At 74.3% G+C, this 12,220-nt stretch carries 11 protein-coding genes; 10 read left to right on the top strand and 1 reads right to left on the bottom strand.

What is annotated here, in order from left to right; genetic code table 11:
* Positions 1 to 1,691: 1,691 nt before the first annotated feature.
* Together AAH979_RS38445 and AAH979_RS38440 are read left to right on the top strand one after the other, a co-directional pair.
* The gene (locus tag AAH979_RS38445) at positions 1,692 to 2,813 is read left to right on the top strand and encodes a hypothetical protein (protein WP_346263037.1); all 1,122 of its coding nucleotides are present in this window, start codon (positions 1,692 to 1,694) and stop codon (positions 2,811 to 2,813) included.
* Positions 2,810 to 3,838: an HAD-IIA family hydrolase gene (locus AAH979_RS38440; protein ID WP_346263030.1), complete on the top strand. Its 1,029-nt coding sequence runs from the start codon at positions 2,810 to 2,812 to the stop codon at positions 3,836 to 3,838. The genes AAH979_RS38445 and AAH979_RS38440 overlap by 4 nt, the downstream gene beginning before the upstream one ends.
* A 156-nt stretch (positions 3,839 to 3,994) precedes the next feature.
* Here AAH979_RS38440 and AAH979_RS38435 read toward each other — a convergent pair whose 3' ends face one another.
* Positions 3,995 to 4,333 carry an SCP2 sterol-binding domain-containing protein gene (locus AAH979_RS38435; RefSeq protein WP_318402883.1) on the bottom strand — a complete coding sequence of 113 codons (339 nt, stop codon included), beginning with the start codon at positions 4,331 to 4,333 and terminating at the stop codon, positions 3,995 to 3,997.
* Between the two features lie 119 nt (positions 4,334 to 4,452).
* On the opposite strand from AAH979_RS38435, the gene AAH979_RS38430 reads away from it, so the two are divergent.
* The 8 genes from AAH979_RS38430 to AAH979_RS38395 all read left to right on the top strand — a co-directional run bounded on the left by AAH979_RS38430 (position 4,453) and on the right by AAH979_RS38395 (position 12,219).
* Complete coding sequence (locus tag AAH979_RS38430) at positions 4,453 to 5,091, top strand: hypothetical protein (RefSeq protein WP_346263029.1); 639 nt, start codon at positions 4,453 to 4,455, stop codon at positions 5,089 to 5,091.
* A gap of 52 nt (positions 5,092 to 5,143) precedes the next feature.
* Entirely contained in the window at positions 5,144 to 5,419 is a 276-nt protein-coding gene (locus AAH979_RS38425) for a hypothetical protein (protein WP_346263028.1), read from the top strand.
* A 24-nt stretch (positions 5,420 to 5,443) separates the two neighbouring features.
* On the top strand, positions 5,444 to 6,280 hold the full coding sequence (locus AAH979_RS38420) for a TlyA family RNA methyltransferase (RefSeq protein ID WP_346263027.1): 837 nt from the start codon (positions 5,444 to 5,446) through the stop codon (positions 6,278 to 6,280).
* Positions 6,277 to 7,161: an NAD kinase gene (locus AAH979_RS38415; RefSeq protein WP_346263026.1), complete on the top strand. Its 885-nt coding sequence runs from the start codon at positions 6,277 to 6,279 to the stop codon at positions 7,159 to 7,161. The genes AAH979_RS38420 and AAH979_RS38415 overlap by 4 nt, the downstream gene beginning before the upstream one ends.
* An 87-nt stretch (positions 7,162 to 7,248) precedes the next feature.
* Positions 7,249 to 9,006, top strand: a complete 1,758-nt coding sequence (gene recN / locus AAH979_RS38410) for a DNA repair protein RecN (protein ID WP_346263036.1) — start codon at positions 7,249 to 7,251, stop codon at positions 9,004 to 9,006.
* A 175-nt stretch (positions 9,007 to 9,181) separates the two neighbouring features.
* Positions 9,182 to 10,360, top strand: coding sequence for a putative cytokinetic ring protein SteA (steA, locus tag AAH979_RS38405; protein ID WP_346263025.1), 1,179 nt, complete (start codon positions 9,182 to 9,184; stop codon positions 10,358 to 10,360).
* A gap of 51 nt (positions 10,361 to 10,411) precedes the next feature.
* Complete coding sequence (locus tag AAH979_RS38400; RefSeq protein WP_346263024.1) at positions 10,412 to 11,347, top strand: copper transporter; 936 nt, start codon at positions 10,412 to 10,414, stop codon at positions 11,345 to 11,347.
* Positions 11,348 to 11,391: 44 nt separating this feature from the next.
* Positions 11,392 to 12,219, top strand: a complete 828-nt coding sequence (locus AAH979_RS38395) for a hypothetical protein (protein ID WP_346263035.1) — start codon at positions 11,392 to 11,394, stop codon at positions 12,217 to 12,219.
* Position 12,220: the final 1 nt, after the last annotated feature.

The following is a 12,220-nucleotide window of genomic DNA, read 5'->3' as shown; positions in this document are numbered from 1 at the left end:
AGTTCGCAGGGCCACCCCGGTCGGGGTGGCCCTGCGCTGCGTGTTTCGGCGATCCCGCCATGAGGAAGGATGTACCCGTGAGTTCAGGAGCGCATGGCGGAGACCGCCCGCGCCGTCGAGACGACCGTCCGGACCGCCGAGGAGGCGGCCGGGACGCTTCCACGCGTCGTGACGGGCGTCCGCCCTATCGCGGGGACCGCGATTCGTCCGGCACCGCTGGTGACCGGGGCGGCTATCCGAGTGGGGGTCGTCGCACCGACGGCCGTGAGGGCGACCGTCGCGACCGCCCCGCTCCGCGCGAGGGCGAGCGTCGTGACCGTCCGGCTCCTCGCGAGGGCGAGCGTCGTGACCGTCCGGCTCCTCGCGACGGCGCCGGCTACCGGGACGGCCGTGCTGCTGGCGGTGGCTACCGGTCCGGTGGTGACGACCGACGCGGCGGCGGTTTCCGGGGCGACCGGGACTCCCGGGGCGATCGCGACTTCCGGGGCGACCGTACGAGCGGTGGCGGGCGGTTCGGAGACGACGCGCGGCGGTCCGGCGGCTACCGGCCGGCCCGCGGCGACGACCGGCAGGGCGGCGGCTACCGCAGCGGCGGACGCCGGGACGACGATTTCGGCCCGGGCCGTTCGGAGGGGCGCCAGGGTTACCGTCCGGCCGGCACGGGCCCGCGTGACGGCAACCGGGACGGTGGCTACCGCGAGGGCGGCTACCAGTCCGGACGACGGGACGGCTTCGACCGCGGCGACCGCGGCGCCCGTACCGACTACCCGCGGGGCGGTGACTTCCGGGACGGCCGGCGGGATGACCGTGATTCGCGTGGCGGCGGTTACCGCGACGACGCCCGGCGCAGCGACGACCGACGTACCGGCGGTTACCGGGGCGGTTCCGGCGGTGATGACCGGCGCGGCGGCGGTTACCAGGGCCGGAGCGGCGGTTCCGGTGGTGATGACCGGCGCGGCGGTGGCTACCAGGGCCGGAGCGGCGGTTCCGGTGGTGATGACCGGCGCGGCGGCTTCCGGGGCGAGAGCGGTGGTTTCCGGGGCGGCTCCCGGCCCGGCTTCGGCGACGACCGACGCGGTGGTCGCGACTCGCGAGGTGGCGGCTACCGCGACGACGCGCGGCGGGGCGATGACCGACGGGACGGCGGCTACCGGGGCGACAGCGGTTACCGGGGGCGCTCGGGCGCGGGTTCCGGCGGCGACGCGGGGCGCGGCGGCGGCTACCGTGGCGGACCGTCGGGCGGCGGTGACCAGCGTGGCGCAACGCGGGACGGCGGACGGCGCTTCGGCGACGACGCGGGTCGTCGTGGATCTGGCGACCGTGGCCGGGAAGGCTTCCGGGGTTCGGACCGGGACGGTGCGCGTGACGGCGACCGTGGCGGTTTCCGCAGGCCGGACCGGGACGACCGGAGCGGCGCCCGGGAGGGCGTCCGGTCGGGCGGTGACCGCGCCGACCGTGGCCGTGCCGACGAGGGCCGGCGGGACTGGAAGCCCCGACAGGGGGCCGGCCAGTCGGGCCGGAACGGCACCCCCGGCGCGGGAGCAGGCGGCTACCCCCGTACCGAGGGTACGGATCGACGCGACCGGGGCGACCGGTCCGGCAGGCCGGGCGACGCCGCCCGGGAACCCGCCGCCCCGGCCCTGCCGGAGGAGATCGTCGCCACGGATCTCGACAGTGCGGTCCGGGCCGAACTGCTCTCCCTGGCCAAGCCGGTGGCTGAGACGGTGGCGCGGCACCTCGTCGCGACCGGAGCGCTGATCGACGACGAGCCGAACCTGGCTCTGGAGCACGCGCTCGCCGCCCGGCGCCTGGCGGCCCGGATCTCGGCCGTACGGGAGGCGGTGGGGCTGGCGGCGTACCGGGCGGGTGAGTGGCAGACCGCGATCGCCGAGCTGCGCACGTACCACCGGATGAGCGGGCGGCAGACCCACCTGGCGGTGCTTGCCGACTGTGAGCGGGCGCTCGGGCGTCCGGAGCGGGCGATCGACCTCTACCGGGGCGCCGACCGCGAGTCGCTGGACCAGGCCGGGGCGGTGGAGTTGTTGATCGTGGCGGCCGGAGCCCGTGCCGACATGGGCCAGGGCGACGCGGCGGTGGCGATGCTCCAGGTACGTGAGCTGACCGCCGTGCCGACCGAGCCGTGGACGGCCCGGCTGCGCTACGCGTACGCCGACGCGCTGCTCGGGGTGAACCGGCGGGAAGAGGCACGGGAGTGGTTCGTCCGGGCCGCCGAGGCCGACGAGTTCGGTGAGACCGATGCCGCCGAGCGGCTGTTGGAACTCGACGGTGTCGTCCTGGAGGGCGACGAGTACGAGGACGACGACGCGACCGACGGTGAGTCCGACCGGGTGGCGGACGCCGACGCCGCAGCCCCGGACGACGGCTCCGCCGACCGGGACGGTGATCTGGAGGACGACGAGGACGACGACGAGGTCGCCCGTGCGGACCGTGACGACGACGAAGACGAGTACGACGACGAGTACGAGGACGACGATGAGGGCGCTCAGCCGGTCGGCGAGGCGGGGTTGGCGGACGAGGACGCGCCGACGGTAGCCGCCGAGACGACCCCGGCGGACGCCGACATGGACGCGGACGGGGACGCGATGGCCGACGCCGACGCCGACGTGAACCCGGACGCGGATGCGGACGCCGACGTGGGTGCGAACGCCGACGTCGACGAGGACGCGAAGGCCGCGCCGGGTGAGCCGGACGGGTCTGACGAGGAGCCGGTCGCGGCGGAGTCTGCTGCGGCGGAGGCTCCTGCGGCCGACGCCGACCCGGGGGCCCGTCCCGTGCGTGGCACCGAATCGTGAGCGACTCCTCGCCGGGAGGCCGGCTGGTCGACGGGTACGACCTGGTGATCTTCGATCTGGACGGCGTGGTGTATCTCGTCGACCGGCCGATCGAGACGGCGGTCGCGGCGGTCGGCCGGCTGCACGCCGAGGGCAAGCCGCTGGCGTACGCGACGAACAACGCCTCCCGGCGCGCCGACGAGGTCGCCGCGCTGCTCACCGGGATGGGGCTCGCCGTGCGGCCGCAGGAGGTGCTCACCTCCGCGGCCGCCGCGGCGGAACTGCTGGCCCACCGGTTTCCGCCGGACTCCCCGGTGCTGGTGGTGGGTGCGGAGGCGCTGCGGACCGAGGTACGTGACGTCGGGCTGCGCCCCGTCTCGCGGCTGGAGGACGCGCCGGTGGCGGTGGTGCAGGGCTATGGGCCGGAGGTCGGCTGGGCGGACCTCGCCGAGGCGGCTCTCGCGGTACGGGCCGGTGCCGACTGGTTCGTCACCAACACCGACCGGACGCTGCCGACCGCCCGCGGTCCGGTACCCGGGAACGGCTCACTGGTCGCGGCGGTGCGTACCGCGCTGGCCCGCGACCCCGACGTGGTGGTCGGCAAGCCGGAGCCGGCCCTGTTCACCGCCGCCGCCCGGCGGTTCGGCGCGGCCCGCCCGCTCGCGGTCGGCGACCGGCTGGACACCGACATCGAGGGCGCGGTCCGGGCCGGGATGGAAAGTCTGCTGGTACTCACCGGGGTGTCGGCGCCGATCGACCTGCTGCATGCGGCGCCGTCGGCCCGGCCGGACTTCGTGGCGAGCGACCTGGGCGGGCTCTTCGACCCGGCCCGGGTCGCCCGGTTGACCGCCGATCCCGCCGATCCCGCCGGCGCCGGTTGGCAGGTGGTCGACGGCGGGCCGACGGTGCTCAGCGGGGAGGGGTCGAGCCTGGGGGCGCTGGCCGCGCTCTGTGCGGCCAGTTGGTCGGGAGTACCGGTCGACGAGGTCGAGCCGGGATCCGAGGCGGCCCGGAAGGCCCTCGGGGAACTCGGTCTGCTGCGCTGAGGCAACCGCCCGGACCACTGCCGAGCCGGAGTGCGTACCGGGCGGGTGCGGGTTCCCGGGCGGTTGGCTCGGTGCAGGGCCGGTACGGTGCAGGGCCGGTACCCGGGACGGGCAGCCGGGACGCGTCGCGGGCGAGGCGCCGACCGCCCGGCGGGTTCAGAGCATCTTGCGGAGTTTGAGCAGGTCGAACGGGTTGGCGTTGATCGACATCTGCCGGGAGGCGAGCGCCTTCGGCACGTCCAGTTCGCCCCGGACGAGACGGATCAGGTCGTCACTGGTGGTGCTCAGCGCGATCTTCGCCTTCGGGTCGTCACCGTCGGCCAGGTCGATCAGACGTCCGCCGGTCAGCCGGCCGTGGAACGCCGTGCCCAGGTCGGTGATCCGGCACGCCAGGGTGCGATCGAGATCAACCTGCTTGCGTACCTTGTCGGCGTTGGCGTCCATCCGGGCCGCCAAATCGTGCAACGCCTGCCGGCACTCGTCCACGGTCGCCATCGTCGTGCCCCCTCGCATCACGCCACGCCCGTCCCCCGGGCACCGTACCGCACTGGGCGGGTCGGGGCGCCCGGTAGCGTGACAACCTGAACTGTCGGCACCCGCGAAAGGACCGGGGTATGCAGGATGCGTGGCGGGCCTACCTTGAGCTGGCCCTCGGGCTGACGGAGGCGTCGAAGAAGCGCGCCCAGGCCGCCGCCAGGAAACTGGTCGGCTCCAGCGGTGCCACGGCCGCCCAACTGCAGACCATGGCCGAGGAACTGGTCTCCACCGGGATGGCCAACCGGGAGGCGCTGATCCGGATCATCCGGGTCGAGATCGACCGTACCCTCGCCGCCGTCGGGCTGGCCACGGCGGACGAGGTCACGGCGCTGACCGACCGGGTCGCCCGGTTGGAGCGGGAACTGTCCGCGGCACGGGCGGCGGCGCCGGGTGGCACCGCCGGCGCGGCGGCGACCGCGACGACGGCGGGCGGCGTTCGGCCGCCGGCGCCGGGTGTGCCGGCCGGGACCGGCGCGCTGGCCAAGAAGGCGGTGGCGAAGAAGGCGGTGGCCAAGAAGGCCGTCGCGAAGAAGGCCGTGGCGAAGAAGGTCGCCGCCAAGAAGGTCGCCGGGCAGAAGGCCGCCGCGCCCGAGACGGTCGCCAAGCAGGCGGTGGCGAAGAAGGCCGCCGCCGGCAAGGCGGTGGCCACGAAGAAGTCGACCCCGGGCAAGGCCGTGGCCAAGCGGTCGCCGGCACCGGGTAGCGGTGCGGCATGACCTCCGTCGCGCACCGGGCCCGGCTGGCGACCGGGCGGAGCGGAGGGGCGGCATGAGTCAGGTACCCGTACCGGGGCCGTTCCGGCCGGCTCCGCCCCCCTCAGCGGCGGCACGGCCCGTTCCCGGCCCGGCACCGGCCGGCGGATGGAGCGATCCGGCCGGTGAGCCGACCGGCCCGGACGGCGGCGGCTCCGGCCATCCTGCCGTGGACGCGGTGCTGCAGGCGATGGCGAACGCCGCGAACCTGCCGCCGGCCGACCAGATCGCCCAGTACGAGGCGGCGCACCAGACCCTGCGGGAAACCCTCGCCACCATCGACCAGGCGTGAGCCCAGTCCCCTCGGAGAACTTCGATGGCACGTCGTACCCGGCTCGACGCCGAACTCGTCCGCCGTGGGATGGCCCGGTCCCGGGAACAGGCCGCGGCGCTGGTCGAGTCCGGGCGGGTGCAGGTCCGCGGGGTACGGGCACACAAGGTGGCCGCGATGGTGGACCCGGCGGATCCGGTCCGGGTGCTCGGCGAGGACCCGAGCACCGAGTACGTCTCCCGGGGCGGACACAAGCTGGCCGGCGCGCTGGCGGCGTTCGCCCCCGAGGGGCTGGACGTCGCCGGCCGGCGCTGCCTGGACGCCGGGGCGTCGACCGGCGGTTTCACCGACGTGCTGCTCCGGGCCGGTGCCGCCGAGGTGGTGGCGGTGGACGTCGGCTACGGCCAGTTGGCCTGGAGCATCCGGTCCGACGAGCGGGTCCGGGTATTCGAGCGCACGAATGTGCGTACCCTGACGCCCGACACCATCGGCGGCACCGTGACCCTCACCGTCGCGGACCTGTCGTTCATCTCGCTCCGCCTGGTGCTGCCGGCGCTGGCCGGCTGCACCGCCCCGGACGGCGACCTGGTGTTGATGGTCAAGCCGCAGTTCGAGGTCGGAAAGGAACGGGTGGGCAGCGGTGGGGTGGTACGCGATCCGCAGCTACGGGCCGAGGCGGTGCTCGCGGTGACCGACGCGGCCGGTGGGCTCGGACTCGGCCTGGCCGGCGTGGTGGCCAGCCCGCTGCCGGGGCCGAGCGGCAATGTGGAGTTCTTCGTCTGGCTGCGCGCCGACGCGCCGCCGCCGGACGAGGAGCTGGTGCGAGCGGTGGTGACGACCGGGCCGACCGGCCCGGCCGTGGCGCGGGAGGGAGCCCGATGACCCGGACGGCACTGCTGGTCACGCACACCGGACGGCGGCGGAGCACCGAGCACGCCCGTACGGTCGCGGCCGACCTGATCCAGGCCGGCTTCGAGGTCCGGGTGGTGGCCGAGGAGGCCGACGACCTGGACCTGCCCGGGGTGACCCCGGTGAGCCTGCTCGGCGCGGCCGAGGGCGCCGAGATCGTCTTCGCGCTCGGCGGCGACGGCACCTTCCTGCGCGCCGCCGACCTGGCCCGGCCGGCGAAGGCGCCGCTGCTCGGAATCAATCTCGGCAAGGTCGGCTTCCTCGCCGAGGCCGAGATCGACGACCTGGACCAGGCGGTCCGGGACGTCGTGGACCGGAACTACACAGTGGACGAGCGGCTCACCCTCGACGTCCGGGCCGAGTTCGAGGGCGGCCCGGTGATCGAGTCGTGGGCGCTCAACGAGGCGAGCGTGGAGAAGGGCGAGCGGGCCCAGATGCTCGAACTGCTCGTCGACGTCGACGGCCGGCCACTGTCCCGGTACGGCTGCGACGGTGTGGTGTGCGCGACCCCGACCGGCTCCACCGCGTACGCCTTCTCGGCCGGTGGCCCGGTGGTCTGGCCGGAGGTGGAGGCGCTGCTGCTGGTGCCGATCAGCGCGCACGCGCTGTTCAGCCGGACGATCGTCACCGCACCGACGGCGACCTTCACCATCACGGTGGACCCGTTCACCACCCTGGCGGTGCTCTGCTGCGACGGCCGCCGGGTCTACGACCTGCCGCCCGGAGCCAGGGTCACCGTGCAGCGGGGTGCGCTGCCGGTGCGGGTCGTCCGGCTGCGCGCCCGGCACTTCGCCGACCGGCTGGTGGCGAAGTTCGGCCTGCCGGTGCAGGGCTGGCGGGGCAACCGCCGCTGACGGCGACAGACGGCTGGGCGACCGGGCGCCAATCGGAATGCGCGCCGGGTGGTCAAGTGTCGGGGCCCGCTACTACTGTCGGTGGCTGTGCTGGAAGAGCTGCGCATCACCGGACTGGGCGTCATCGAGGACACCACACTGCCGCTGACTCGCGGCATGAACGTCATCACGGGCGAGACCGGCGCCGGAAAGACAATGGTGGTGACCGGTCTCGGCCTGCTCTTTGGCGGGCGGGCCGACGCCGGCCGGGTGCGGGCCGATCCGGGTCGGGCGGTGGTGGAGGGGCGGCTGCGGCTGACCGGCACCGCCGCGACGGCGGTGCACGCCCGGGTGGTGGATGCGGGCGGTGAGCCGGACGACGACGGGTCGGTGCTGCTCAGCCGTACGGTCACCGTGGAGGGGCGGTCGCGGGCGCACGTGGCCGGCCGCAGCATGCCGGTGTCGATGCTGGCCGAGGTGGGCGAGCAGGTGTTGGCCGTACACGGCCAGTCGGACCAGCTCCGGCTGCTCCGGCCGGCCGAGCAGCGGGCCGCGCTGGACCGGTTCGGCGGGCCGGAGCACGAGAAGCTGCTGGAGAGTCTGCGCGAGTCGTACACCCGGTGGCGGCGGGTCTCCGACGACCTGGCCGACCGGCGGCGCAACGCGCGGGAGCGCAACCAAGAGGCCGATCTGCTGCGGCTGGGCCTGGACGAGATCACCCGGGTCGACCCGCAGCCGGGCGAGGACGAGGAGCTCAAGGCCGAGGCGCAGCGGCTGGAGCACGCGGAGGGGCTGCGTACGGCCGCGCAGACGGCGCAGCACTGCGTGGCGGGTGCCGCCGAGCCGACCGACGAGATGGCCGACGTGACCACCCTGCTCGGGCACGCCCGCCGGACGCTGGAGGCGCAGGCCGGGGTGGACCGGACCCTCGGCGACCTGTCGGTGCGGCTGGAGGAGGTTGCCACGCTGGTCGGCGACATCGCGGCCGAGCTGTCCGGCTACCTCGCGGCGCTGGACGCCGACCCGGCCCGGTTGCAGGTCATCTACGAGCGCCGGGCCGCGCTGCGCGGCCTGACCCGCAAGTACGCCGACGACGTCGACGGGGTGATCGCCTGGGCGGACCGGGCCCGGACCCGGCTGTCCGAGCTGGACACCTCCGACGAACTCCTCGACGAGTTGGACCGGGAGCGGCAGCGGCTGGCCGGCGAGGTGGCCGAGTTGGCGGGCCGGCTCTCGGCGGCCCGCCGCGAGGCGGCCACCCGGTTCGCCGAGCAGGTGACCGTCGAGCTGGCCGGGCTGGCGATGCCGCACGCCCGGATCGAGGTGGCGGTGCTGCCTCGGCCGGCCGGCAAGGCGGAGCCGACGCTCACCGTCGACGGGGTCGAGGTCGGGGTCGGTCCGGACGGGGCGGACGAGGTCGAACTGCGGCTGCTGGCCCATCCGGGCGCCCCGTCGCTGCCGCTGCAACGCGGTGCCTCCGGAGGTGAGCTGTCCCGGGTGATGCTCGCCATCGAGGTGGTCTTCGCCGGCTCCGGCGGGCCGCCCACGCTGGTCTTCGACGAGGTCGACGCCGGGGTGGGCGGGCAGGCGGCGGTGGAGATCGGCCGCCGGTTGGCCCGGCTGGCCCGCAGCCACCAGGTGCTGGTGGTGACCCACCTGCCCCAGGTGGCCGCGTTCGCCGACCGGCACCTGGTGGTGGCCAAGGACACCGGCGGTGCGGTGACGACCAGTGGGGTACGGGTGGTGGAGGACACCGACCGGGCCCGGGAGCTGGCCCGGATGCTCGCCGGTTTGCCGGACTCCGATCTGGGTATCGCCCATGCCGAGGAACTTCTGGCCGTGGCTGCCCGGGAACGACGCTCCTGAGGCTGCGGCACCGCGCGGCGGAACGTGCCCCTGGCGGTCACGATCCGTGGTACCGAAGCGAACGGTGTGACGCCGACCACACCCGGCCGGGTAGGAATGTGGTTCCCTTGGGGTGGCGGCCCTGCTCAGGCATGTCGCGACAGAAAGCTCTGCCTCACATGCCAGGATGGTTGGGATGCGTTTACCCACGTTGCGCCGGGCCCGGAGCGCGGAACCGGGCAAAGTCGTCGGCACCGCGCGCCTCGATCGCCGGACGAAGCGCCTGGTCAGCCGGCTGCGTCCGGGCGAAATCGCGGTGATCGACCATGTCGACCTGGACCGGGTGGCAGCCGACTCGCTGGTCGCGGTCGGCGTCGCCGCGGTGCTCAACGCCAAGCCCTCGGTCTCCGGCCGCTATCCGAACCTCGGCCCGGAAGTGCTGATCAAGGCGGGCATCCCCCTCCTCGACGACCTCGGCGAGAGCATCTTCCAGCAGATCCGGGAGGGCGACACCGTCCGGATCGACGGCAACACCGTGCTGCTCGACGACGAGCCGGTCGGGCACGGCAGCCGGCAGGACGCCGAATCGGTGGCCAAGGCGATGTCCGACGCCCGGGAAGGGCTGTCGGTGCAGTTGGAGGCGTTCGCCGCCAACACCATGGAATACCTCAAGCAGGAGCGGGAGCTGCTGCTCGACGGGGTCGGTGTGCCGGACGTCGAGACGCCGATCCGGGGCCGACACTGCCTGATCGTGGTCCGGGGCTACGACTACAAGGCCGACCTCGACGTGCTGCGCCCGTACATCCGGGAGTTCAAGCCGGTGCTGATCGGCGTGGACGGCGGCGCGGACGCGCTGGTGGAGGCGGGCTACACCCCCGATCTGATCATCGGCGACATGGACTCGGTCACCGACGACGTGCTGCGGTGCGGCGCCGAGGTGATCGTGCACGCCTACCCGGACGGGCGGGCGCCGGGGCTGGCCCGGGTGAACGGGCTCGGCGTGACGGCACAGACCTTCCCGGCCGCGGCCACCAGCGAGGATCTGGCGATGCTGCTCGCCGACGGCAAGGGCGCCTCGCTGATCGTCGCGGTCGGCACCCACGCCACCCTGGTCGAGTTCCTGGACAAGGGCCGGGGCGGCATGGCCTCCACCTTCCTGACCCGGCTCAAGGTCGGCGGCAAGCTGGTCGACGCCAAGGGGGTGAGCCGGCTCTACCGGCAGAGCATCTCCGGGTCGTCGCTGTTGCTGCTGGTGCTCTCGGCACTGGCCGCGATGGCGTCCGCGGTCGCCGTCTCCACCGTCGGAAAGGCTTACCTCGGGGTCGCCTCCGAGTGGTGGGACAATGTCGTATTCCAGCTTGGACAGCTCTTCTAGCCCCGTGCTGGTGTCCTCCCGGCCCCGAATGATGATCAAGAGGCTCTTGTCGTGATCAATTTCCGGTACCACGTGGTCTCGCTGACCGCGGTGTTTCTCGCCCTGGCGATCGGTCTGGTGGTGGGTACCGCGGCGCTGAACGGTCCGGTCGCCGACTCGCTCAAGGATCGGGTCAACGCGCTGGGCAAGCACAACGAGCAACTCCGCGAGTCGGTGAACAACCTGGAGACCGAGGTCCAGCGCGAGGAGGACTTCGTCCGGGAGGCGGCGCCGCACATGCTCAAGGGCACCCTCGCCGGCCGGCGCGTCCTGGTCATCGTGCTGCCGAGCGGGCAGGACCAGGTCGACGGGGTTGTCGAGATGCTCCGGCTGGGCGGCGCCTCGGTCACCGGGCGGATCGACGTACAGGAGAAGTTCCTCGACCCGGACAGCAGCGTACTGCTGCTCGGCGTCGCGGCGAAGGCGGCCAGACCCACCGTCCCGGACGTCGGACTGCCCAGCAGTGAGGGGGTGGAGAAGTCCAGCGCCCTGCTGGCCAGCGCCCTGCTGGACCGTCCGGAGGGCGGCTCGCCGGTGACCGACGCCGACCGGCGCTCGGTGCTGGACGACTACAGCGAAGAGGGCTACCTCAACGTGCCCGACAAGATCACCGGTTCCGCCGAGGCGGTCGTGGTGGTCAGCGGTCCGCCGTACGTCGACCGGGACGCGACCCGCAAGGACCGGTCGGTGGTGCAGCTCGCCGAGCAGCTCGACAAGGCCGGGGCGATCGTGGTCGCCGGCAACGGCAGCAGCGGCGGCAACCTGGTCGCCGAGGTACGCCGGGATCCCGCGCTGTCCAAGACGATCTCCACCGTCGACAACACCAACACAGTGCAGGGGCAGCTCGTCACCGCGCTGGCGCTGGTCCGGCAGATCACCCAGAAGCAGGCCGGCGCGTACGGCGTCGGCGCGGGTGCCGAGTCGCTGCTGCCGGAAATGCCCGAGTGACCGCCCGGTCCAGGGGCGCCCGGGCCCGGGCGCTCGGCGTCGGCATGCTCATCGCCGGTGCCGCCCTGCGTGGGGTGCTCGCCGGCCCGTGGGCCGCCGGGCTGCGCCGTACCAACTTCCGGGGCCGCACCGTCACCCTCGCCGCCGGCCCGGCGCTCGCCGCCGGAGCGGCCGCGGGTGCCGCCGCGGGCGCCCCGAGCCGCCCGGCCGGCGCCGCCGCCCTGGTCGCCGGCCTCTCCTGCGGAGCCGTCGGGCTCTACGACGACGTGGTCGGCGCCCGGCCCGAGCAGAAGACCGCCAAGGGCTTCGCCGGACACCTCGCCGCGCTCCGCGAGGGGCGGGTGACCAGCGGGGTCGTCAAGATCGCCGGGGTCGGCGCGGCCGGCCTGGCCGCTGCCGCCCTGCTCGCCGCCGACCCGACCGTCCGGTCCCACCCGGGCCGCCGCCGCGCCGGACGCGCCGCCAACATGGTCGACCTGCTGCTCGGCGCGGGCGTCATCGCCGGCACCGCGAACCTGGTCAACCTGCTCGACCTGCGGCCGGGACGGGCCCTCAAGTCCGGTGTGCTGCTCGGCACGCCGCTGCTGCCCGGCCCGACCGGTGGGCTCGCCGCCGGGCCGGTCGGCGCCGCCGCCGCGCTGCTCCCGGCCGACCTCGACGAACAGGTGATGCTCGGCGACAGCGGGGCGAACGCCCTCGGCGCGCTGCTCGGCGTCGCGCTGGCCGCCCGTACCGGGCCGGTGGGGCGGGCCGGGACACTCGCCGTGATCACCGCGCTCACCGCAGCCAGCGAGAAGGTCAGCTTCACCCAGGTGATCCAGAACACCCCGGGGTTGCGCGAACTGGACGCCCTGGGCCGGCGACACTCCTGAG

Origin of the sequence: Plantactinospora sp. ZYX-F-223 (assembly GCF_039649625.1) — a bacterium.
Lineage (GTDB): Bacteria > Actinomycetota > Actinomycetes > Mycobacteriales > Micromonosporaceae > Plantactinospora.
The sequence above is the reverse complement of the archived record's forward strand: the minus strand, read 5'-3'. Positions and strand labels throughout refer to the sequence as shown.